This is a genomic window from Shewanella jiangmenensis, from assembly GCF_018596335.1.
Taxonomy (GTDB): Bacteria; Pseudomonadota; Gammaproteobacteria; order Enterobacterales; family Shewanellaceae; genus Shewanella; species Shewanella jiangmenensis.
The window spans coordinates 664,795-688,460 of the sequence record NZ_JAHEPS010000001.1; the positions used below are offsets into that span (position 1 = coordinate 664,795).

At 53.8% G+C, this 23,666-nt stretch carries 20 protein-coding genes and 4 tRNA genes; 3 read left to right on the forward strand and 21 right to left on the reverse strand.

The features are described 5' to 3' along the window. Positions 1-5: 5 nt before the first annotated feature. From nusA to rlmE, 10 genes are all read right to left on the reverse strand, one after another. On the reverse strand, positions 6-1,505 hold the full coding sequence (gene nusA / locus KJI95_RS02950) for a transcription termination factor NusA (protein ID WP_214505667.1): 1,500 nt from the start codon (positions 1,503-1,505) through the stop codon (positions 6-8). Between the two features lie 27 nt (positions 1,506-1,532). Further along, positions 1,533-1,988 (reverse strand): ribosome maturation factor RimP, encoded by a 456-nt coding sequence (gene rimP, locus KJI95_RS02955; protein WP_214505668.1) that lies wholly within the window; start codon positions 1,986-1,988, stop codon positions 1,533-1,535. A 168-nt stretch (positions 1,989-2,156) separates the two neighbouring features. Then, positions 2,157-2,233 (reverse strand) — tRNA-Met (locus tag KJI95_RS02960). 80 nt (positions 2,234-2,313) lie between these two features. After that, positions 2,314-2,399 (reverse strand) — tRNA-Leu (locus KJI95_RS02965). Positions 2,400-2,411: 12 nt separating this feature from the next. Beyond that, a complete protein-coding gene (secG, locus tag KJI95_RS02970) occupies positions 2,412-2,738 on the reverse strand; it encodes a preprotein translocase subunit SecG (RefSeq protein WP_214505669.1) in 327 nt (108 codons plus the stop codon). Between the two features lies 1 nt (position 2,739). Further along, positions 2,740-3,522 carry a triose-phosphate isomerase gene (gene tpiA / locus KJI95_RS02975; protein ID WP_214505670.1) on the reverse strand — a complete coding sequence of 261 codons (783 nt, stop codon included), beginning with the start codon at positions 3,520-3,522 and terminating at the stop codon, positions 2,740-2,742. A 169-nt stretch (positions 3,523-3,691) separates the two neighbouring features. Beyond that, the gene (gene glmM / locus KJI95_RS02980) at positions 3,692-5,029 is read right to left on the reverse strand and encodes a phosphoglucosamine mutase (protein ID WP_214505671.1); all 1,338 of its coding nucleotides are present in this window, start codon (positions 5,027-5,029) and stop codon (positions 3,692-3,694) included. A 63-nt stretch (positions 5,030-5,092) separates the two neighbouring features. Next, positions 5,093-5,932, reverse strand: coding sequence for a dihydropteroate synthase (gene folP, locus KJI95_RS02985; protein WP_214505672.1), 840 nt, complete (start codon positions 5,930-5,932; stop codon positions 5,093-5,095). A 68-nt stretch (positions 5,933-6,000) separates the two neighbouring features. After that, entirely contained in the window at positions 6,001-7,950 is a 1,950-nt protein-coding gene (gene ftsH / locus KJI95_RS02990) for an ATP-dependent zinc metalloprotease FtsH (RefSeq protein WP_284730668.1), read from the reverse strand. Positions 7,951-7,995: 45 nt separating this feature from the next. Then, positions 7,996-8,625, reverse strand: a complete 630-nt coding sequence (gene rlmE, locus KJI95_RS02995) for a 23S rRNA (uridine(2552)-2'-O)-methyltransferase RlmE (protein WP_203326289.1) — start codon at positions 8,623-8,625, stop codon at positions 7,996-7,998. A gap of 89 nt (positions 8,626-8,714) precedes the next feature. Here rlmE and yhbY point away from each other — a divergent pair, with 89 nt between their 5' ends. Then, positions 8,715-9,014 carry a ribosome assembly RNA-binding protein YhbY gene (yhbY, locus tag KJI95_RS03000; RefSeq protein WP_214505674.1) on the forward strand — a complete coding sequence of 100 codons (300 nt, stop codon included), beginning with the start codon at positions 8,715-8,717 and terminating at the stop codon, positions 9,012-9,014. A gap of 109 nt (positions 9,015-9,123) precedes the next feature. Here yhbY and greA read toward each other — a convergent pair whose 3' ends face one another. The 3 genes from greA to KJI95_RS03015 all read right to left on the reverse strand — a co-directional run bounded on the left by greA (position 9,124) and on the right by KJI95_RS03015 (position 10,883). After that, positions 9,124-9,600 carry a transcription elongation factor GreA gene (greA, locus tag KJI95_RS03005; protein ID WP_214505675.1) on the reverse strand — a complete coding sequence of 159 codons (477 nt, stop codon included), beginning with the start codon at positions 9,598-9,600 and terminating at the stop codon, positions 9,124-9,126. A 165-nt stretch (positions 9,601-9,765) separates the two neighbouring features. Further along, positions 9,766-10,338 carry a YceI family protein gene (locus KJI95_RS03010; protein WP_214505676.1) on the reverse strand — a complete coding sequence of 191 codons (573 nt, stop codon included), beginning with the start codon at positions 10,336-10,338 and terminating at the stop codon, positions 9,766-9,768. Further along, entirely contained in the window at positions 10,335-10,883 is a 549-nt protein-coding gene (locus KJI95_RS03015) for a cytochrome b (protein ID WP_214505677.1), read from the reverse strand. The genes KJI95_RS03010 and KJI95_RS03015 overlap by 4 nt, the downstream gene beginning before the upstream one ends. Positions 10,884-11,510: 627 nt before the next feature. On the opposite strand from KJI95_RS03015, the gene KJI95_RS03020 reads away from it, so the two are divergent. Both KJI95_RS03020 and KJI95_RS03025 read left to right on the forward strand, forming a co-directional pair. Then, positions 11,511-11,586 (forward strand) — tRNA-Phe (locus KJI95_RS03020). 8 nt (positions 11,587-11,594) lie between these two features. After that, positions 11,595-11,670, forward strand: a tRNA-Thr gene (locus KJI95_RS03025). 401 nt (positions 11,671-12,071) lie between these two features. Here KJI95_RS03025 and nagP read toward each other — a convergent pair. The 8 genes from nagP to KJI95_RS03065 all read right to left on the reverse strand — a co-directional run bounded on the left by nagP (position 12,072) and on the right by KJI95_RS03065 (position 23,253). Further along, positions 12,072-13,376: an N-acetylglucosamine MFS transporter NagP gene (gene nagP / locus KJI95_RS03030; protein ID WP_432653770.1), complete on the reverse strand. Its 1,305-nt coding sequence runs from the start codon at positions 13,374-13,376 to the stop codon at positions 12,072-12,074. Between the two features lie 261 nt (positions 13,377-13,637). Next, the gene (nagX, locus tag KJI95_RS03035; protein ID WP_214505678.1) at positions 13,638-14,774 is read right to left on the reverse strand and encodes a transmembrane glucosamine N-acetyltransferase NagX; all 1,137 of its coding nucleotides are present in this window, start codon (positions 14,772-14,774) and stop codon (positions 13,638-13,640) included. 102 nt (positions 14,775-14,876) lie between these two features. Continuing rightward, positions 14,877-16,010, reverse strand: a complete 1,134-nt coding sequence (gene nagA, locus KJI95_RS03040; protein ID WP_214505679.1) for an N-acetylglucosamine-6-phosphate deacetylase — start codon at positions 16,008-16,010, stop codon at positions 14,877-14,879. Positions 16,011-16,055: 45 nt separating this feature from the next. Next, positions 16,056-17,054: a glucosamine-6-phosphate deaminase NagB-II gene (nagB-II, locus tag KJI95_RS03045; RefSeq protein ID WP_214505680.1), complete on the reverse strand. Its 999-nt coding sequence runs from the start codon at positions 17,052-17,054 to the stop codon at positions 16,056-16,058. Between the two features lie 57 nt (positions 17,055-17,111). Further along, positions 17,112-18,017 (reverse strand): N-acetylglucosamine kinase, encoded by a 906-nt coding sequence (gene nagK, locus KJI95_RS03050; RefSeq protein WP_214505681.1) that lies wholly within the window; start codon positions 18,015-18,017, stop codon positions 17,112-17,114. Between the two features lie 219 nt (positions 18,018-18,236). After that, complete coding sequence (locus tag KJI95_RS03055) at positions 18,237-20,879, reverse strand: beta-N-acetylhexosaminidase (RefSeq protein ID WP_214505682.1); 2,643 nt, start codon at positions 20,877-20,879, stop codon at positions 18,237-18,239. Positions 20,880-20,911: 32 nt separating this feature from the next. Beyond that, positions 20,912-22,393 carry a methyl-accepting chemotaxis protein gene (locus KJI95_RS03060; protein ID WP_214505683.1) on the reverse strand — a complete coding sequence of 494 codons (1,482 nt, stop codon included), beginning with the start codon at positions 22,391-22,393 and terminating at the stop codon, positions 20,912-20,914. Beyond that, complete coding sequence (locus KJI95_RS03065) at positions 22,390-23,253, reverse strand: pilus assembly protein PilM (RefSeq protein ID WP_214505684.1); 864 nt, start codon at positions 23,251-23,253, stop codon at positions 22,390-22,392. The genes KJI95_RS03060 and KJI95_RS03065 overlap by 4 nt, the downstream gene beginning before the upstream one ends. Positions 23,254-23,666: the final 413 nt, after the last annotated feature.

Sequence of the window (23,666 nt, forward strand, 5' to 3'; positions counted from 1 at the left end):
TCGACTTAAGACTCTTCGCCAAACCAACAGATGTTACGGGCGGCCATGATCAGCGCACCGGCTTTCTCTTCTGTCAATTCTTCTATTTCGATCAAATCATCAATGCCTTGTTCGGCTAAATCTTCCAGTGTTACCACACCACGGCTGGCAAGAACGAACGCCAGGTGACGCGACATACCATCCAGATTCAGCAGCTCTTCGCTCGGCTCAGCGCCGTCCAGGGCTTCTTCTGAGGCCAACGCACGGGTAGAGATAGCTGCTTTGGCGCGTTCGCGCAGAGCTTCAACGATATCCTCGTCAAAACCATCAATAGACAGCAACTCGGCTACGGGTACGTAAGCCACTTCTTCCAGTGAGGTGAAGCCTTCATCGGCCAGCACCTGAGCAAAATCATCATCGATGTCCAGCGCATTCATGAACAGTGCCTTCACCTTGGCGCTTTCGGCCTGGTGCTTGGCATTCATGTCAGCCACTGTCATCACATTCAACTCCCAACCGGTGAGCTGAGTCGCCAGACGTACGTTCTGGCCACTGCGGCCGATGGCCTGAGCCAGCGATTCCGCTTCCACGGCGATATCCATGGAATGGTTGTCTTCATCAACTATGATGGACGCCACATCGGCAGGTGCCATGGCGTTGATCACAAACTGAGCCGGGTTATCGTCCCACAGCACGATGTCCACACGCTCGCCACCGAGTTCGTTGGAAACGGCCTGCACACGGGCACCACGCATACCAACACAGGCACCGATTGGGTCGATGCGACGGTCGTTGGATTTCACCGCAATTTTAGCGCGGCTGCCTGGGTCACGGGCTGCGCCCATTACCTGGATCATCTCGTCGGCAATTTCCGGTACTTCAACACGGAACAGCTCAATCAGCATCTCAGGCTTGGTACGGGTAAGGTACAGCTGAGCACCACGGGCCTCTGGGCGTACTGCATACAGCAGCGCACGCACACGGTCACCCGGGCGGAATGATTCGCGGGAGATCAGGTCTTCTTTGTACAACACGCCGTCAGCGTTGTTACCAAGGTCAACCACCACGCTGTCGCGGTTGGTTTTCTTCACCACACCTGTGATGATCTCGCCTTCTTTGTCGAAGAACTGTTCAACCACCTGTGCACGTTCGGCTTCGCGCACTTTCTGCACGATAACCTGCTTGGCAGTTTGAGTGGTGATACGGTCAAATACCACTGACTCGATTTCATCTTCAATAAACTCGCCCACCTGAATTTCAGGATCTTCATAACGGGCGGCTTCGAGGGTGATTTCGCGGTATGGGTTTTCCAGCGCCTGGCCGTGGTCTTCAACCACCATCCAGCGACGGAAAGTTTCGTAGTCACCGGTCTTGCGATCGATGGACACACGAACGTCGATATCACCTTCGTACTTTTTCTTGGTAGCCGTGGCCAGTGCGGTTTCCAGCGCCTCAAAAATCTTTTCACGCGGAACGGCTTTCTCGTTGGAAACCGCCTCAGCGACCAGCAGAATCTCTTTATTCATCGTCTTGCCTCGTTCACCTTGAAACCATCAAAACTTCGCAATAATGTTGCCTTTGCGGATATTGTCCAGGGCAACGACCAACATTTTGCCATCGACTTTGATGGTCAACATCTGGCCTTCAACCTTGTCGATAACGCCTTTCAAATTGCGGCTGCCTTCCACCGGCATGGTCAGCTGCACTTTTACGTCTTCACCGACATAACGCGCATATTGCGCAGCGTTGAACAGCGGGCGATCAAGCCCGGGTGAAGACACCTCAAGGGTAAATTCGTGGGAGATAGGATCCTCTACATCGAGGATGGCGCTGATCTGCCGACTGGACTCAGCACAGTCGTCCACGGTAATGCCCTTTTCGCTGTCGATATAAACACGCAGGATAGAATGCTTACCGGCCTGCACATATTCGATGCCCCACACCTCGTAGCCCAGGGCTTCGACAGCGGGTGTCAGCATCTCTGCCAGTCTGGTTTCCAATGTCGCCAAGGTAACCCCCAAAAAAACAAAAAAGGGCTTAAAGCCCCAGTAACTGTGCTGCAAAAACAGCAGCGGATCTGAAAGTCCATATAACAAAAAACCCCGTAATCACGAGGTCATTGCTACTAAGAACCTGTTTTCAGTACCGAATTCTTCCGTAAATTCGAAACCGGGAGCTGGTTGCGGGGGCCGGATTTGAACCGACGACCTTCGGGTTATGAGCCCGACGAGCTACCAGGCTGCTCCACCCCGCGTCAACTGCTGCAAGTATATTGGCTAAGCCTTTCACTTGCAATGACTGATGTCTAAGTTGCGACTATCAATCTATCGAAATTGGTGCCGAGGGCGGGACTTGAACCCGCACGTCCTAAGGACACAGCCACCTCAAGGCTGCGCGTCTACCAATTTCACCACCTCGGCGAATCTTGCTAATCAGTCAGGGATTTTAGTCTCTGACTTTTCGGTTTGCTGAACTTCCTGAGCGGCAGGTTCAGAACCGATGTTGTTCCACTTATCTTCCTGTTTTACATGATGCGCACTCAGGTTGCCGATGATCAGGCTCAGAGTGAAAAACGCAACTGCCAGGATTGCTGTGGAACGGGTCAAAAAGTTACCAGAACCACTTGAACCAAACAGGGTAGCTGATGCACCGGCACCGAAAGATGCTCCCATGTCAGCCCCTTTACCTTGCTGGATGAGGATCAGACCAATCAGTCCGAGTGCCACCAACAAGTAAATAACTATCAGTACTTCGTACATATCATGCGCTCATTGCTATGGAACACAGGGTTAAAAACTCGGTCGAGTTTAAACTGGCTCCGCCAATCAGTCCACCATCAACATCAGGTTGGGCAAACAAATCTGCCGCGTTACTCGGCGTCACACTGCCACCGTAAAGAATCCTGATATTTTCCCCAATGAAGGGGGACACTTCAGAGAGCCTTCTGCGAATAAACGCATGAACTTCCTGGGCCTGCTCTGGTGTAGCGCTTTTACCTGTCCCTACTGCCCACAGGGGCTCGTAAGCGATAATTGCATTATCAAAAGCCATGGTGCCGTTCTTTTCGATCACCACATCCAACTCTTCAGCAATCACTTCAAAAGTGCGTCTTGCTTCTCTCGCTGGACCGGATTCACCCACACACAGTATCGGTGTCATTCCGTGCTTTTGAGCGGCGGCGAACTTTTCTGCGACTATGTCACTGGTTTCACCATACATCCTACGCCGCTCTGAATGTCCGACTATTACATATCGGCATCCGGAATCTTTTAGCATCTGCCCGGATATTTCACCGGTGTAGGCACCAAAGTCATGCTGACTGAGGTTTTGCGCCCCCATTCGAACCAGACAGCCATTTAAGGCTTCCTTGTTCGCTTCAAGCAGTTGCCTGACGCTTTCTAGGTATATCGTTGGCGGACACAGCACAACTTCCGCTGAATCGTTTTGGAGCTTTACGGCAAACTTGGTGAAGAGTTCCTGAGCCAGCTTCGCGCTGCCATTCATCTTCCAGTTACCTGCTACCATTGGACGTCTGAGTGCCATCACCATCTCCCCTGAAAGCGAGGCGAATAATAACGAACAGATTTATAAGTTACAACACCTATTTTCGCTTTTTTGCCAAAAACAGGCTCGAGTGATTACTTTTTATTCCAGCGAGCCTGTTTTTGTTCAAAATACGCGCTAAGTTACTAAAACTTATACATTAACGCTTTTACACTGCGGCTTTTACCGCATCGGCAATCGCGTTGGCAAGACGGGTCACCATGGCCTCATCCTCGCCTTCAACCATCACCCGCAGTAAAGGCTCGGTGCCGGACTTACGCAGCAGCACCCGGCCGCGCTCGCCAAGCTCTCGCTCAACTTCAGCAACCTTGGCCGTTACGCTGTCGGCTTCCAGCGGATTTTTATCCCCTTCAAAGCGCACATTTACCAGCACCTGGGGGAACATCTTCAGCTTTTCAATCATCTGCCCCAGATCTTTGCCAGAGCGGCACATGGCAGCGAGCACCAGAATGCCCGCGACTATGCCGTCGCCTGTGGTGCCATGGTCAAGATTAAGAATGTGGCCTGAGTTTTCACCGCCGATGCGCCAGCCATGCTCTTTGAGCAGCTCCAGCACATAACGGTCACCCACCTTGGAGCGGGCAAAAGGAATACCTTCGTCCTTAAGCGCCAGTTCAAGTCCGAGGTTTGCCATCAGGGTGCCAACCACACCGCCTTTAAGCACACCGCGCTCTTTGGCATCCAGCGCCAGGATATAGAGAATTTGGTCGCCATCGACGATTTGACCATCGCGGGTTACCATCATAATACGGTCGCCATCACCATCAAGGGCGATACCGAGGTCAGCCTTAACCTCAAGCACCTTGTCACGGATAGCCGCCATAGAGGTGGCGCCACACTTATCGTTGATGTTGACGCCATTGGGCTCAATACCAATGGCCACCACCTCAGCGCCGAGTTCACGGAACACCGCTGGCGCTATGTGGTAAGTGGCACCGTGGGCACAGTCGACCACGATTTTAAGGCCACTTAAGGTCAGCTCAGCCGGAAAGTTACCTTTGCAATACTCGATATAACGGCCACGGGCATCATCGATACGGGACACTTTACCCAGATGCTGCGACTCGGCGCACTCGAGCGGCTTTTCAAGCTCAGCCTCAATGGCAAGTTCAATGGCATCATCAAGCTTGCTGCCATCGGTGGAGAAGAACTTGATGCCATTGTCATAATAAGGATTGTGGGAAGCGCTGATGACCACCCCTGCCTCGGCGCGGAAAGTACGGGTAAGATAAGCCACCGCCGGCGTAGGCATAGGCCCCATCAAGAGCACATTAAGACCGGCAGCGGAAAAACCCGCTTCCAGCGCAGACTCAAACATATACCCTGAAATACGGGTATCTTTTCCTATGATCACCTTTTTGGTGCCTGTACGGGCAAGCACCCTGCCAGCGGCCCAACCGAGTTTCAGCGCAAGTTCAGGCGTCATTTGCCCTGAACCCACCTTGCCACGGATGCCGTCGGTTCCAAAAAATTTACGTTCTGACACTCTCTACCCCATTTCTTTACCGACCTCACGGCCGGTGAATCGACTGTGCCGTAACATCCTGTGTTACAGCTGCTTGTAGTTCCGGGTTGCCTCAAGCACCTTGAGGACGTCTGCCGTCTGTGCGACATCATGGACCCGAAGAATGTTGGCACCTGCCTGTGTGGCGAGCATCGCACCGGCAAGACTGCCGGCGAGGCGTGAGGTCGCATCCCGCCCAAGGAGATTGCCAAACATGCTCTTGCGGGATAATCCCGCAAGGAGCGGTAAATCAAAGCGTTCAAACTCGCCGAAACGGGCGAGCAACTCATAGTTATGTGCCAGGGTTTTACCAAAACCAAACCCCGGATCAAGAATAATCTGCGCCCGCGGGATCCCGGCGTCAACACAGGCCGCAATCCTCTGCTCAAAAAACGCGCACACATCCGCAATCAGCTCGCCGTAGCTTGGGTTGTGCTGCATAGTGCGCGGCTGTCCCTGCATATGCATAAGGCATACCGGCAAACCGGATGCGGCCGCAGCCGCAAGGGCGCCTTCTTCCTGCAGCGCACGAACATCATTAATAAGGTGAGCGCCGGATTTGACGGCCTCAGCCATGACCGCCGCTTTACTGGTATCCACCGACACCCACACATCATGGGTTTTGGTGACGTACTCGACCAAAGGGATAACCCGCGCGAGCTCTTCATCAAGCGACACCTCGGCCGCCCCCGGGCGGGTTGACTCGCCGCCAATATCAATGATGGCCGCGCCTTCGGCTATCAGCTTATCGGCATGATCGCAGGCCGCTTCGATGGCATTAAAGCGGCCACCGTCGGAAAAGGAATCCGGGGTCACGTTCAAAATCCCCATAATGACCGGACGACTCAGGTCCAGCACTTTATCCCGTGCGTTAAGGCTAAACACTTCCACTCCTTAAACAAGAAAACCCCGAGAAACGGGGTTTTCCTTTCAACTATAAAGACGCAATGCCATCAGTGTTTGGTCACAGGCTCGTCGTCGGCCTTGATATCGGCAACCGGCTCGGCGTCCGCTTCGACCACAGGCTCAGCATTGTTACCTTTGCCGCCCTTGTCGCCATTGTTGTCGTCGCGCTGCCAATCGGCAGGCAGACGTACTTCACGGCGCTCCATCAAATCTTCAATCTGACGAGAGTCAATGGTTTCGTACTTCATCAGCGCATCTTTCATGGCATGCAGAATGTCCATGTTATCAACCAGCAGCTGATGGGCACGGTCGTAGTTACGGTCGATGATGACTTTCACTTCGGCGTCAATCAGCGCAGCGGTATCGTCTGACATGTGCTTGGCTTTTGCCATGGAGCGACCAAGGAACACTTCACCTTCTTCTTCGGCATACAGAAGCGGGCCGAGTTTGTCGGAGAAGCCCCATTGGGTCACCATGTTACGGGCAATTGAAGTCGCGTACTTGATGTCCTGCGAGGCGCCGGTAGATACCTGATCAGTACCATAGATAAGCTCTTCGGCAAGACGGCCGCCATAGGCTACCGAAATTTTGCTTTCAAGCTTGCGACGGCTCTGGCTCACCGCGTCAGCTTCCGGCAGGAAGAAGGTCACGCCGAGGGCGCGGCCGCGCGGGATAATGGTCACCTTGTGCACCGGATCGTGCTCAGGCACCAGATAACCTACAATCGCATGGCCAGCTTCGTGATAGGCGGTCATTTCTTTTTCAGCTTCTGACATCACCATGGAGCGGCGCTCGGCGCCCATCATGATCTTGTCTTTAGCGCGCTCAAACTCTTCCATGCTCACTACACGGCGATTGCCACGGGCCGCAAACAATGCTGCTTCGTTCACCAGGTTGGCAAGGTCAGCACCGGAGAAGCCTGGAGTACCACGGGCGATAACGCTGGCTTTGACATCTTCTGCCAACGGCACTTTACGCATATGCACTTTCAGGATTTGCTCACGGCCACGCACATCCGGCAGACCGACCACAACCTGACGGTCAAAACGGCCGGGACGCAGCAGCGCCGCATCGAGCACGTCCGGACGGTTGGTCGCGGCAATCACGATAATGCCTTCGTTGCCTTCAAAGCCGTCCATCTCAACCAGCATCTGGTTCAGGGTCTGCTCACGCTCATCGTGACCACCACCGAGACCGGCGCCGCGCTGACGACCTACGGCATCGATTTCGTCGATGAAGATGATACAAGGGGCTGATTTTTTGGCCTGTTCGAACATGTCGCGTACGCGGGATGCACCCACACCGACGAACATTTCCACGAAGTCAGAACCGGAAATAGTGAAAAACGGCACCTTGGCTTCACCGGCAATCGCCTTGGCGAGCAGGGTTTTACCTGTACCCGGTGGGCCAACCATCAGCACGCCGGTAGGAATACGGCCACCCAGTTTCTGGAATTTGGTGGGGTCGCGCAGATAATCCACCATTTCCTTCACTTCTTCTTTGGCTTCATCACAGCCAGCCACATCGGCGAAGGTGGTCTTAATCTGGTCTTCGCTCATCAGCTTGGCTTTGCTCTTGCCAAAGGACATAGCGCCTTTGCCACCGCCGCCCTGCATCTGACGCATGAAGAAAATCCACACGGCAATCAGCAGCAACATCGGGCCAAAGTTAAAGAAAATGCTGAGCAGCGTGCTGGTTTCAGGCGTCTCTTCACCTTTCATGGTCACGCCTTTACGGTCCAGATCGTTAATCAGATCCTGATCGTACATTGGCATTACAGTAGTGAACTTTTCACCGGTACGCTTTTGACCATCGATGGTGCGTTGATCGTTTTTGATTTCGATCGAGGCAATTTGTCCGGCACGGACATCATCCAGGAAAGCGGAATAATCCAGCTTCTGCGACGAGGTAGAAGTGGGGGAGTAACCCTGGAAAACCGACATCAGCACAACGGCGATAACGACCCAGAGAATGAGGTTTTTTGCCATATCACTCAAATTAGTAGACCTCTTTAAAGTCTTTCAAAGCTAAGCGTCAGGTTACTACAACTTGTAACCTGTTGCCACCAGATAGACCTCACGGGAACGCGCCCGTGATGAGTCCGGTTTACGGGTTTTAACGACTTTGAAAGCCTCCCTGACCGCTTTCATATACTCATCAAAGCCCTCCCCCTGAAAGACTTTGACAGCAAAGCTGCCATTGGGCGCCAATACCTGATGACACATGTCGAGTGCCAGTTCCACCAGATACATTGCGCGTGGCTGATCAACGCCGTCCGAACCACTCATGTTCGGTGCCATATCAGACAGCACCACATCCACTTTTTCATCCCCTACCCGGTCAAGGAGGGCGTTAAGCACCGCCTCTTCCCGAAAATCCCCCTGCAGGAAGTCAACGCCTACAATGGGATCCATCGGCAGGATATCACAGGCAATCACCTTGCCCCTATCACCTACAAGTTTGACAGCGACCTGCGACCAGCCCCCAGGTGCGGCACCCAGGTCCACCACGGTCATGCCGGGCTTAATCAAATGATCCTTTTCCTGCAGTTCTTCCAACTTGAAAGCGGCACGGGAACGTAAGCCCCGTTTTTGAGCCAATTTCACATAATGATCATCGAAGTGCTCCTGCATCCAACGGGTGGAGCTGGCAGAACGTTTTTTAGCTGTCATTAAAAATCCGCGACAATGAGAGTTACACAAGGGCTATATAAGGGTAGAATACCCAACTTTCAACAGTAACTCAGCAAAAGTTGGTATAAATGAACCTGACGACCAAACAGAAACAGCATCTCAAAGGACTGGCGCACGATTTAAAGCCGGTGGTGCTGCTCGGGGCCAATGGCCTTACCGAGGGAGTGCTGGCTGAAATCGACGGAGCCCTGAATCACCACGAACTCATCAAGGTGAAAGTGGCTTCCAGCGATCGCGAAATGAAAAACGCCATCGTTGACGCCATTGTACGTGAAACCCAGGCAGCCAAAGTGCAGCTTATTGGGCACGTGCTGGTGCTGTATCGCCAGTCCGAAGAGCAAAAGATTGCCCTGCCAAAGGCGCGTTAATCTTTTGCCGGGTCGATGGTAAAGCCATCGACGCTTAGACAAAAAAGCCGCATCACTGCGGCTTTTTTGTTTTTAAACGGCTGACATTGAAACCAAAAATATCAAGCGCTTAAATATACTGCACTTCAACCACTTCATAAGCGGTTACACCGGCAGGGGTGGTGATATTGACTTCATCGCCCAGATTTTTGCCAACCAGACCACGGGCAATCGGTGAGTTTACCGAAATCAGGTTTTCTTTGATGTTGGCTTCATCGTCACCCACGATACGGTAGGTCACTTCAGCGTCGGTATCCAGATTCAGAATAGTCACGGTCGCGCCAAAAATGATGCGGCCGTTATTGGCCATTTTGGTCACGTCGATGATTTGGGCGTTGGACAACTTGCCTTCAATATCACGAATACGGGCTTCGCAAATCCCCTGCTCTTCACGGGCGGCGTGGTACTCGGCGTTTTCCTTCAGATCACCAAGTTCACGGGCGGCAGCAATGGCTTCGGTGATTTTAGGGCGGCGGTCGAACTTGAGCAGATCCAGTTCTCTGCGCAGCTGCTCAGCACCAACCACAGTCATAGGCACCTTATTCATAGTGTCTTTCGTCTCCTTTAAACAAAAGCAACCTATGCCGGCGAATGACCAGCACAGGAAAACGATGCGTGAAATTGGCGTTAGTTTACCCGAAAACACAGCGAAATTGCACCGAAAAACTCGGCCACAAAAAACGCCCCGAAGGGCGTTTGTCAGGATTGACGCTTACTTGCGGATCCCTTCGATTACCAGCTGCAGTTCAACATGGGTGGATGCCGGACCGAGATCGTAGTTAATGCCATAGTCTTTCAGCGCAAATTGAGTGCTGCCGGTAAAACCTGCACGGTAACCACCCCAAGGATCGCTCCCCTCGCCCACCATCACCGCATCGATTGTCAGCGGCTTGGTAACACCATTCAGGGTGAAATTGCCTTCAACCTTGAGCTTACCATCAGCTGCCGCTGAAATTTTGGTTGACTCAAACACCGCTTCCGGGAATTTGTCTGCATTAATAAAGTCAGCACTCTTTAAGTGTTTGTCACGCTCGGCATGGTTTGAGTCAAGGCTTCGGGTATCAACCAACACCTTTACCTTGGCCGCCTCGGGCGCCTTGGCATCAAAGGCAAACTCACCGGCAAACTCGTTAAAGCGGCCAACCACAAAGCTGTAGCCGAGGTGGTTTACCTTAAAGTGGATAGAAGCGTGGGCGCCTTTGTTATCGATAACGTAATCGGCGGCGAAGGCCGGTGCCCCAAGCAGCATAGAAGCTCCAAGGGCAGCAAGCAGAGTCTTTTTCATCGGGAAATTTCCTTATTGGGTTTGAGCATACGGTTAAGGGTGTCGTCTTTATCAAGCAAATGATGTTTGAGGGCGGCAAGCGCGTGCAGCGCCGCAATGCCAATCAGTCCCCAGGCAAGATAGCTGTGGATTTCACCCGAGATATCTTCCTGCCCCTCCAGAGTAAGGGTGGCTGGCAGCTGAAACAGCCCAAATACTTCAAGTGCGCGGCCATCGGCGGTGGAAATCAGGTAACCACTAAGCCCAAGAAGCAGCGGCAATAGATAAAGCAGCGCGTGAACAAAATGCACAAGCTTTGGCGAACCACCGGTATTCGGCGCAGGCATGCGGCCTGTAAGCTTAAGTACAATCCTCAGTGCCAGCAGCAACATCAGCAGCACGCCGACACTTTTATGCCAGTAGGGCGCGGTTTGATACCAGGCGCTGTAATAGTTAAGGTCAACCATCCACAAGCCCACCGCAAAAAGCCCCAGCAGCACCACCGCCATCAGCCAATGTATCGCTATACCAAGAGCGCTGTAGCCCTGTGTTTGCTTTGCCGCCATCGAAGCCTGTCCATTCGGTTATCGGGAATGGTTTTCATCTTATGACATAGGATTTAAATTAAAATCGCTAAATATCGCCAGTTTGATTCGATTTTTTAGAACGATAGTCGTAGTACGCACTCCTTTAGCCCCCAGGACGCGTGCTCAATAAGGCAATGAGTACCATCGGCCGACAAAACAGACACAGGGCGCATTCAGCAGTTATCCCTGAGCCACCTGCTCGTGGCAGATTGGTTAGCAGATTGATAGACGGGTTGATAGACGGGTTGATAACTCGATTCTTAACCGAGCGGATAGCCGGATCATGCATCGTCGCCCAATCGCCGCCCGTGTATCGCTGACATATATAGCTACCCGGGTCGGACAGGATCTGCTGCCTTCAGGCACAAAGTTAAAAGGGGATATTTGACCATTTAAGTTAAAAGGGCACCGAAGTGGGTCATTTTGCTGATAAAACCGGCGTCAAAGGCGTTAAAAAGCACAATCTGCCGATAAACTGCGCAGACAGTAAAAAGCCTTGGAAAAAGCACTTGCAGGATAAAAAACAGCGCTATATTATACGCGCACTCCAGACGAAACGGGCACAACAACCCGGTCTTGAGTAGACGACTAACACTCAGTTTAGTTGCCCGAATAGCTCAGTTGGTAGAGCAGCGGATTGAAAATCCGCGTGTCCCTGGTTCGATTCCGGGTTCGGGCACCACCTTTCAGGCCGGCATAGCTCAGTTGGTAGAGCAACTGACTTGTAATCAGTAGGTCCCGAGTTCGACTCTTGGTGTCGGCACCATAAATTAGCGAAAGCCACTCAACTGAGTGGCTTTTTCGTTTTAAGCTTTTGTTTTATTTCAGCATTGCTTCCGGCATCAGTACTGTTATAAAAAGCCATAGCTCATTCAAAGCATAGCTAAATAGCCGACTCACCCATACCAATCCCGAAACAGGACGAGCGACTGCCAAGCGCCTGACGTTTTCACCCCCAGTCTCCCGCGCAATGTCGCACGTCCAACGCCGCTTCAGATAAAGCCTTCTCCCCTCCTCTAACGGCTTTGAATCGAATTTAACTCAGGCACTGCTGAGCTCGCGCTTTAAGGTTTCCGCGCATAACAACTGAGAAGATACTGGAGCGCTGCACCGGCAAATACGCAATAAAAAAGGAGGCCTTAGCCTCCTTTTCGAATTCCTGTCAGCTTATTTCCAGCTGCGCATCTTATAGCCTTTCACGGCATAGAACAGGATGAAGAGATAACATGGCAGCATCACCATATAGCCACCTTGCTGGCCAAGTGATGTCGCCTGGCTGGTCAGGCCCCAGAACAGTGGGCCAAACGCGCCGCCGGCAATACCCATCACCAACAGCGCCGAGCCAGTGCTGGTCAGCTTACCCATGCCAGACAGTGCCAAAGGCCATACAGCAGGCCATACAATGGCGTTTGCCAAGCCAAGGAAGGCAATCATCAGCAGGGTGTCAGGCAGCATAGCGCCGCCAAACGGCACCAGCACTGCGTTGGCAATGGCATAAGAATTGTTATCGCCAAACAGGATCCCAAGCGTCAGCAGAATGCCAAGCACGGCAGAGATCATCAGTGCGGTCGGCTGAGAGATAAAGCGTGGGATGGTTAAGATACCCAGGGTATAACCCAGCACCATACACACCATGGTGTACGAGGTCATCACACCGTAATTTTCAACGCCGAGGGAGAGCGCGAAAGTACCGATGGTATCACCGGCAATCACCTCTACCGCCACGTAGAAAAACAGCGCAACCACACCCAGCGCCAGGTTCGGGTGAGACAGAGCCTCACGGATCTGGCCTTTATTGTGCTCTTCGTCCTGCTCTTCGCTTTCAAGCTCTGGTAGCGGTGACTTTTTCACCAAAATCGCGAGGAAACCGATAAACAGCGCCATGCCGAGGTAAGGGATAACCAGACCATTTGCCATTTCATCGATTTGCGCGGCAGTAAGCTCAGTGCCTACGCGGTCTTTAAAAGAATCCAGAATAAGGGCAGTAAACACTAAGGGAGCAATAACACCGGCGCCCTTGTTGAGGATCCCCATCACGCTCACACGCGCCGCCGCCGACTCTTCAGGGCCAATACGCACTACATAAGGGTTTACCGCGGTTTGCAGCAAGGTCTGGCCTGCGCCCATCACCAGCTGAGCAAACAAAAACAAACCGAAAATCTGAGTCTTGGCTGCTGGGATAAACAGCAGACCGGCGATCATCATGATCCCCATGCCCATCGCCATACCGGTTTTGTAACCCACTTTACGGATCACCCACGCCGAAGGCAGCGCGGTAAAGGTCACGGCAATGTAGAAGGAGAACAGGATGAGCGAAGCCTGAAACGGAGTAAGTTGCAGGATTTGCTTCAGGTACGGCATCAATGAGCCGTTCAACCAGGTTGCAAACCCGAGAATGAAAAAGAGTCCAGCGACAATCGCCATCGGGATCGCGCTGCTACGTTTATTTTCACTGTTTAGAGTCATTTCCATAAGCCTGCTTTCTTATAGTAGTAATTAAGGTTCTGACATCAGGCTCGCTGACATCCGCCAACCACTGGGTTATCCCGCTCTAACTAATAGGGTAAGAAGCAAAGATAAACCGATCTTTTCCATCAATGTTTAACTGATGTTAAAACACTAAACCCAAAAAGACAACGCTGTCATTTTAATTAACCGGCACAAATAATCGCCAACATTGCAGCCACCAAAGTCCAGCGCCAGCATAACATGCTCCGATTAAGTCCTACTGAATCAAATGCGGATAAAAATCCCTTTACGATACATCCAGTAAAGCAATCCCCACTGCACCAAGAGAAACGCCACTGCCGCTGCCAGCGCCTGAGCCGCCGGTGGCAAAATAGTGATAACGCCGCCAAACAGGCTCTTGCTGAGGTAGTCCCAGTTCATCACCGCAGACCCCAGATAGATGATGATGGAGTTAACCCCAATCACAATAAAGGGGAACGCGAAACGTTTGGCGCCAAGGATATCCACCAGCGCGAAAAACAGCGCCAGAAACAACAAACTCCAGCCGCTGGTCACCAGCACAAAGCTTGAGGTCCACAGGTCTTTGTTAACCGGCAGCACGGTATCAAGGCTCCAGCCGAGTGCCAGTGATGCCACGCCTGCAGCGGCAAGCACCCCGGCTTTGCCCCAATCGCCCCACACATGGGGTTTAACGATAAAGCGGCCGACAAACACGCCCACCAGTGCGTTGACTATCGCAGGCAGGGTCGAGAGCACGCCTTCCGGATCGTAGGGGCGATGCTGATAGGTGATGCCCGGCAGGAAATGGGTATCCACCCAGGCATTGATGGAGCCTTCAGGGGTCAGCACGCCGGCTGCGCCGCCCGGTACCGGCAGCCACAATTGAATGGCCGCATAACCAAACAAAATGCCAATCGCCACCACTATCTGGGTGCGAAGGCTTGTGTGCCACACCAACAGTGCCGCAAAAAACCAGGCAAAGGCAATACGCCCAAGTACGCTCGCATAACGTACTTCATCGGGATGCAGCGGAATACCTGTGCCCCAGCCGTGGTTGTAAAGCACACCGAGGGCGAGCAGTAAAAACAGGCGCTTAACCGCATGGCGGTAGATAGGATTGCGCTCGGCGGGCGGCAGCTTATCAAGCCGTTTGGGCGACAGGCCAAGGGCGACACCGGAAAGGAAAATAAACAGCGGGAAAATCAAATCGTAAAAGGTAAAGCCATGCCACTGGCTGTGGTGCATTTCAGCATCGGCCAGTTGCCAGAACGACCAGCCGGTCAGGGCAAACAGGGCAATAAACAGCTTTTCACCACCCAAAATCCAGAACATGTCAAAGCCACGCAGGGCATCAAGGGAAGCCAGCCTTGGCTTACTCGCCTTGGTTTCAGTTGCTTGCATTGGTTATCCTTTATTTTTCTTATGTTTTTGTTTGGTCTGATTTTTATAACAAGAGGCCCCGAAGATAACGCTTCGAGGCCCATTTGTTTACAACATTTGCCTTTACTGGCCGAACACCTGCTTGCCATGTATCCAGGTGCTGCGGCACTTACCTGCCTCATCCAGCAACACCAGATCGGCATTTAGACCGGGCTTGATGGTGCCCACCCGATTGGCAATGCCGAGGAACTCGGCCGGATACAGGCCAGCCATTCTGAGCGCTTCGGCCTGGGGCAGCCCCAGCATATCGACTGTGTTTTGCACCGCTCCGGCCATATCAAGAACGCAACCTGCAAGCTCGCCCGTCAGCGCATTCAAACGATCGCCACGGCGAACCACCTGCACGCCAAAGAGTTCGAAACTCGCATCTTCATCCATGCCCACCGGCGGCATGGCGTCGGTCACCAACATCACCTTGCCACGGGGCTTGGCTTTGATGGCGACACGGGCCGCGACTGAATGAACATGGTGGCCATCAACAATCAGGCCGCACCAGGCGTCGTCACAATCAATCGCCGCACCAACCATACCCGGCTCACGGGAGGTCAGCGCCGACATGGCATTGTACAGGTGGGTAAAACCTGTGGCACCGGCATCCAGCGCCGCCTTCACGGTAACATAGTCAGCATTGGAGTGGCCAAGGCAAACTTTAACACCGGCATTAACCAGCGCTCGGATAACCTCAGGCGATACGTTTTCCGGCGCCAGAGTTACAACCTTGATACCCAAATCCTGACGGGAAAAAATCTCCAGTTCCCGATCGCCAATGCGGCGGATATGGGGCTCCGGATGCACGCCTTTTTTCGGCACCGACAAATGCGGGCCTTCGAAATGCACGCCAAGCACCCCGGTTGAACCTTTGGCAATGGCCTCGGCGGCAGCATCGGCAGCGCGGGCCATGACCTCTACGCCATCTGTAATGAGCGTCGGCAAATAACCTGTGGTACCGAAACGGGCATGGGCTGCGCCTATGGCTTCAATAGCAGCCACAGTGGGCGTGCTGTTAAACAACACGCCGCCACCGCCATTTACCTGCACATCAATAAAGCCCGGCACCAGAGTACCAGCAAGACGCACTTCACGGGCGCCGGCACAGGTATCAAGCGCGGCAATCACGCCATCTTCGAGGGTGACAGGCACGTTACTGTGATAGTGCTCGCCGTCAAACAGACGTTCAGCGATGAGAGTTGTCTTCATACTTGCTCCAGCATTTATTGTTTGTGGCAGGCAATGAGCCGACCATTACAGCGTTTGAGTGACCTTTTTCAGGCCAGCCGGTGCATCTGGGTCGATACCACGGGCAACGGCAACTGCAGCCACGTCGATATAGAAGCGCTGCAGCAGTGCCAGCGGCGCAACACGTGGGTGAATGTCGGTTGAGGTTTGGTTCAGATGAACCAAATCGGCGCCGCGGCTGCTCACGTTTTCAATCTGCTCTATGTGGCTGGCGTAAGACTCATCGCCCACACACACATCAACGATGGTGAGTTTTTTCTCAACCAGAGTAACCGGACCGTGGAGGAACTCGGCGCTGGAGAAAGCTTCGGCGTGGATTGAACACACTTCTTTAAGCTTAAGAGCAATCTCTTTGCTCACGGCATAGCCAAGACCACGGCCAAGCACCACCAGGTTACGCACATCACCCAGACCTTCTGCGGTCAGCTGTGGATCGGCGGCAACGGCGGCTTCCAGCGCAGCTGGCATGGTTTCAACAGCCTTGGCCAGAGATTCGCTCTGGGTCCAGGCAGCGGCCAGCTGGATAAGCGCCGACAGGGTACAGAGGTAGCTCTTGGTAGCAGCAACGGCTTTTTCTTCACCGGCGCGCAGTGGCAGCACCACGTCAACTATGTCTTTGATTGGTGCGGTTTCATCGTTTACCAACGCCACACAGAAGGCACCGGCGTTTTTCGCCATACGGGCCTGAGCCAGAATATCAGGGCTGCGGCCAGACTGGGAAATCACAATCACCAGCGCGCCATCGAGCTTGAGAGACTTGCCGTATACGCTGGCAACCGAAGGGGCGGCGGCGAATGTTGGCACACCGGTTTCGATTTCAAACAGATACTTACCGAACACACCGGCGTGATCAGATGAGCCACGGCCCACGATCATCACGAAACGCGGATTGAATTCACGCAGTTTCTGACCGAGTTCGGCGGTCAGGCCGGCGTTGGCGGCGAGCTGGGCTGCAATCTTGGCAGGGGCGGTACGGGCTTCCTGCTCCATGATGGTATTGGTCATCTGTGTCACCTTAGTGTGGAATATGGTTCGGGTTCAAAAGGGTTTAAGCAGGCCGCTTCAGGCAGCCGACTGTTTGGCATGTTGTTGAATAGCAAAGAGTACAGCGCCCATTTCAGGGGCAGCCAGGGTCGGCTCAAGCCGTGCCACCACATCGGCGTCGAGCCATTTCACCAAAGGCTCAGCCAGGCCGCCAATCATGGAGAAACGGCTTGGGTTGAGGGTGAAGAGCTTACGCGCCATGGCAGAAATGTACTGCCCACCTTCGCGAAGAATCGCCACGGCAACCTTATCGCCTTCATCGGCGGCGGCCAGCACTTCACGGGCAAGCTTGGCATAGGCACTGGAGGAGTGACCGGCGAGATTCTCGACGATACCGAGGGCATCGGTCACGCCAAGCTGCTTCAGCAGACGCTCGGTGAGCAAGGTTGGCTCGGCAAAACCATCAAGGTGCAACAGTGCATGCTCGGCCGCCTTCAAACCAATCCAGGCACCGCTGCCCTTGTCACCCAGCGCAAAGCCATGGCCGCCAAGGCACAGGCTCTCATCACCCACGTGCACGTAGCCACAGGAGCCGGTGCCGGTGATGATAACTGCGCCATCGGCGCCGCGATGGGCACCGATACAGGCGGTGTGCAAATCGGATGTCACATACATGGCTTTAAACGGATGCTGCCAGGCTTCAACGTCGGCAAGCAGCCTGGGCACGTTCACACCGGCAAGCCCCATCCCTACCACCAGCGACTTGCAATCGGCCAGCGTCAGTCCGGCCTGACCCAGCGCAAGCTCGGTGGAGGCCATGATGGATTCAAAGGTTTGCTCCAGCCCAAATAAGGGATTGGCGCGACCGGCAACACCTGTGCCGAGCACTTCGAGTTTATGGTTATACAGGGTGGCACGACATTTACTGCCGCCGCCATCAACACCCAGATACAACTGCCCTTCCAGGGTCTGGTCAAAAGCCATGACTATCCTCTTTGCACATTCGGATTTGGCGTGGAGGCATTGTCCACTGCCTATGCATTAATCAAGTTAATCTCATGTTACAGCAAAAATGACAGCGTTGTCATTTCTTTTTTGAACAGTGCAAAAATTCACTGTTCGTCGGCGCGAAAGCCCGCCCTGACGGCAAAAAAGAGGTCTGATTTTCAAGATAAAAATCAGACCTCGGATGTTGCTTACAGGTTATTTCACTTCCAGAGTCCGGCCTTTGCGCTTGCCATCGGCAGCGATTGCACGCACTTCCACCGGCAGCTTGCTCACGGCAACCGGCGCCTGATACGCCTGCCACTGTCCGCCCGCTTCACGATACTCAATACCAAGGCCCGGGAAGGCGATATTGGCTTCAAGCTTGCCATCGGCAATACGGGCGCCTACGGTCGGTACGCGGTAATGAATACCGGCCAAATCGAGCTTGGCGAGCTCCTTCTGCCCCAGGGTATTGGCCATCAGCTGCCAGTCGGCGGCCTGGGCCGCGCGCAGCTCAGCAGTGAAGGTGCCACTGGTCTGGTTATAGACCATGCCTTCATGGCGATAAGCCACTTCCCACGACGGCTTGTGCCAGGCGCGCTCGGCGAGCATCAAAAGGCGCGGGAAAATCATGTATTCGGCCTGCTCATCGCTGCGAATCGTTTCGCTCCACAGCTGCCCCTGGATCCCAACAAATGCCTTACCTTCTTTCAAAGGCTCGCTGGTGACATTGCCCTTGTCGTCTTTCAGCACCCGGTCGTCGGCTTCAAACGGGTTGTTTTCAATATCCAGCCACTGCTCGGCGTTGGCCGGCAGGTTACCCGGCATAAAGCCGAAGACCTTTTCGCTGTTGGTGCCGCGGCTTGCCCAGTAATAGCCGTGCTCCTTGGGGTCGGCCTCATAGGGGAAGTCGAAATACAGCACTTCAGGGTTTGACAGCACCACTTCCCAGCCAAGATTTGCCTGGTTGTGGGCGCGGTGATGGCCCTTATGCGCCACCAGATCCCAGATATTGCTCTGGTTCATCGCAGGCATACGCTCGGGGCGAGTGTGGCTCATGCCATCACTCCAACCGGCAGGCTCGATGCCGCGCGCAGTCAGCATGTTGGCAACCCGCTCGATGAAGTAAGGACCAAGCTCACTCTTGTCTTTCACGCCTTTGTCGTTACTGGCAAGGAATTCGGCGCACTTGGGCGATTCAAGCCAGGCACCGGCTGTTTCGTCAGCGCCAATGTGGTAACGGGTCAGCGGCACACCGGCCGACTCATGCAGCCTGGCAATTTCGGTAATGACCTTGTCAACAAAGTGATAGGTCGACTCCATACACACGTTCAGGGTGTTGTCGTCGTAATACTGAATTGAGCTATAGATGGTTTTATCGTTAGGGTCGATAAGGCGGTATTCCTCGGCGGCTTTCATATCGCCGGCGGCCGCAAAGGTGCGGTAACGCGCTTCCATGGCTTTTACAGCGGCGCGGCTGTGGCCCGGCATGTCCATGGAGGGAATGACCTGAATATGACGCGCGGCGGCATATTTCAAAATCTCGATGTAATCAGCCTTGCTGTAAAAACCATTCACTGTGGCATCAGCGTCAGGGCCGCTGCCAAGCTGTGGCAGCAGGCAAGTGTTTTCATCAAGGTCGTGGCAACGCTTGCTGCCGATGTCGGTAAGCTCAGGCAGGCCGTCAATCTCAAGACGCCAGCCCTCATCGTCGCCCATATGCAGATGCAACTTGTTGAGCTTATAGGCGGCCATCTGATCTATTACATCAAGAATAAAGGCCTTGGAGTGGAAGTTGCGCGACACATCCACGTGCATGCCACGAAAATCGTAGCGGGGCTTGTCGCTGATGCTCTGGGCGGTCACCACCGGGCTGCCTACCTGCACCAGTGCGGCCAGTGTGGAGAGCGCATGTGATGCACCACTGGCGCCGCCGGCAGTGACGCTGATGACCTCAGGGCGGATCTGCAGCTGATATTCATCGGCTGCAAGTGACTTATCACTGACCAGCGAAAGCTTGATGCCATCAGCGCTTTGCTTCACGCCAAGGCGCTCAAGGCGCGAAAGCGCGGCGCTCACATCCACATCACCTGCTGCGAGTGCAAGACCACGGCTTAAATCAACAGAACCCAGCTCAGGCTCAAGACGCTGCGACAGCGGCGCTGGAATAATCCGGTTTGCTACCAGCGCAGGCTCAGCAAACCCGGCTTTATTGTTGCCAAACAGCACAGAGCTTGTTGCCCACGGCAGCTTGTCGGTGTCGGTGCGCTTGTACTGCTTGTCGGCATCGACAAAGGCTTCAACATAGGGACGCAGCTCAAGGCCGGTTTCAGGCTCGATGGCAAGCTTGGTCGACGCAATCACCACAGGCGCAAGCTTGCCGGAAGTGATGTAGTAATTGGGCATGGCATCGGTTTCGGCAAGCTGCCACAGCTCACCACGGAACTTGATGGTCCGGGTTTCACCGGCTTTAAAGCCTGCAAAGGCACTGCCGGGCTTGATGCGGTGCAGGTCGCCTTTCACGTGTTCGATGACAAACTCGTTGCCTTCAACCGCCTGAACCGGACGCATCTGACTGAAGTAAATGGCAAAATCTGAGCTTTGGAAATCAGCGCCGGCGGTTAAATCGATTTCAGCCTGAAAACAGCGGCCTTCGCCCTTGTCTTTAATGCACTGAGCGTCCGGACGGTTACTGACCACGCGGTAACGCACCTGCAGGCCATCGGCAAATTGCTGCAGCTGGGTTTGGGTTACGGCCTCGGCCACAACCGCGCCGGTTTTTACAGCCTGCTCAGATGGTGAGCAAGCACCTACACCGAGGGCTAGGGTGATGGAAATGGCGGCTAAGGAGAGCTTCATTATTATCCTCTTTGGGTCCCTGACTTTCAGTATTACAACCTGAAAGAGTTAACTAAGGCCTGCAATCTTTCCCCCTGTTGGAACAGGCGCTCGCCCGACTGCGCCAGTGAGGCGCTGTCTGCCGAGGCCGAACCTGAGATGCCGGCAAGGTCGTTTAAACTTCTGGAAATGTCTTCTGTCACGCAGGTTTGCTCGCGGGCAGCCTGCGCGACTTCGGTATTCATCATGTTGATATTGGAAACCAGCGCGGTGACGCTGGCAAGCATGGACTTGATTTCTTCGGCGCGTACCAGGGTCTTGTCCGACAGGCTTTGACTGGCATTCATCACCGACACAGTCTCACCCACCCGGCTTTGCACCTTCTGGATCATCTGCTGAATTTCACCTGTGGCCTGCTGGGTGCGACTTGCTAGCGTGCGCACTTCATCCGCCACCACGGCAAAGCCCCTGCCCTGCTCACCGGCGCGGGCCGCTTCGATGGCAGCGTTCAGTGCAAGCAGGTTGGTTTGCTCGGCAATGGAGCGGATAACCACCACCACTTCATCAATGCGGGCGGTTTCCTGCTGCAGCTGCGCCACCGAGCCCGAGGAGCGCTTGAGTTCATCCACCAACTGCTGCGTCAGTTTCAGGCTCTCATCGAACTGACGCTGGCTGTTTTCAACCTGCTCGTCGGCGCTCGCGGCCGCATCGGCGGTGCGATGGGCGCTGCTTGCCACTTCCGAGGCGCTGGCCGAAAGCTCTGTCACGGCGGCAACCGACGATTCGGTCTGTTTAAGCTGCTCAAGTACCCGCACATTGTTGGCACCGCTTAAACTGCCAAGGGTCTTGGCATCGTCAAGCAGCTGCCCTGCCGTCTCACGCACCCGGCTTACAGTGCCATGAATTTGGCCAATAAAGGCGTTAAAGGCGCGGGCAAGGCGACCAATTTCATCATCGCTTTCCACCGGCAGACGGCGGGTAAGGTCGCCATCGCCGCTTGCCACCTCTTCCATCGCCTCGGCGACATGGGTAAGCGGATTAATCACCAGTTTTTTAAGAATGAGGACGATAGCCACCATGGAGAGCAGCAAAATCAGCGCCGCCTGCGCCAGCAGGCCAAGCAGCAAAGTATCAAGATTCTGCTCTATCACCTGGCGGGTGAAACTGATTTCAAGCTTACCGGTGGGCTTGCCATCGTCACTGAATTCAACGCTCGCGGTCTCGGCGCTGCGGTCACCGTCAGGATTACCGGCCTTGGCCATCTCTTTGCCGCGATGGTCGAGCACCCGGATGCCACCAATCTGATCCTGCTCCAGCGTCGCCGACAGGATGGCATTAAGCTGCTCGTAGTCGTAAGTAAACACCGGCTGCGCCAACGTTACCTGCAGGCTTGCCAAGGTGTCTTTTTCATATTCACTGAAGCGCTGCTCAAGTTTTTGCTTTTCAATCATGTAGGAGACGCCAAACAGCACGCTCACCAGGGCAAACAGCGCCGCCGCAAGCCCAACCTGAACCTTGAGGGCCAAACTATTCATTGTTTCACTCCTTCCATGCTGAACAGGTCAAGCCACAGCTCGGGCCGGTTGATTGGGGTTTGCGGGCTTAAATCCGGCGTCTCAAGGCGGATAATCACCCGGTTTTCAAAGTTGGCTTTACGGTACAGCGCATCAATTTGCAGCGCCTCATTAAACATCCGGTCAAAGCTGCCATCGGCAATCATGGCCTCAAGCCCGCGCAGAATATCGTCCGCCACCTGCTTGCGCTTGGGCGATACAAAGAAATAGGCCGGGCTTCGGTACTGCAGCAGGATGTGACTGTCGACCGTGAGCGCCGGATCCGGATGCTTGCCAAGTTCGTCCCAGATTTCCTGCGCGCCAAGCGCCAGATAATCGAAGCGACCGCCTTCCAGCATGGGGTAAAGATTGACGTATTTGTAACTGGTCACCAGCGGCAGGCCGTTGTACTCAATAATGCCGGCATCGGGCCAGTAACGATTCTGCCCGGCTTTGAGCACGGCAAAATCGGCTTTGTTTCGCACTGCGGCAAAACGCGCCTGTTGATCTTTACGGATAATCAGCAAACGGTTACCAAGTAGCCCCTTAAACAGCGGAATACGAATGGGCACCACGGTTTTTTCAAGCTCGGCCGAGGTCATGCTCCAGAACACATCGATATTGCCCGCCAGCGCCTCTTCTACCTGGCGCTTTTGGTTCATGTCGGTGGTCATCTGGTTGATTTGATAGTCGGCGCCGGAGCGTTTGAGCGCTTCATTGAGCAGGGTAAATTGCCAACTGTCGGGAATGGTGGTGGTAAGGGTTTCTTTGGCGAGCAAGGAGGATGACTGCACCAAAAGCGCAGCGCAAAGCAAAGCGGATAACCAAGATCTGTGTGTCATTTGCAGCCCTCTCGTTTGGCTTGTGCCAGCGGGGTTGTATTGATGTAAGAACCGGTTTGCCGGGCAGGCCTGTGCCATAAAATGGCCAACAACAGATAAAAAAAAGCTGGGCACTGCGTACAGCACCCAGCCAACATATAGTTTCTGGGGAGAGACTATTAATGTTTGAAAATACAAGCGCACGGCCGCCCGACAGTCATGCGCTTGTCAATAAATACATGAAACGGAGACCTCATCCTTTTCATGCAGACCTTACAAGACAACATAGCCACACAAGCAAATGACAACGCTGTCATCGGTTACATTACACAAAGCGGCACAGGATTTCTACAATTTTTTGACATTTTTTGAGTTAAATTGATGCTTAAATTTTATAAGCATATTTTTCAATGGCTTAATGATTTAAATTCGAT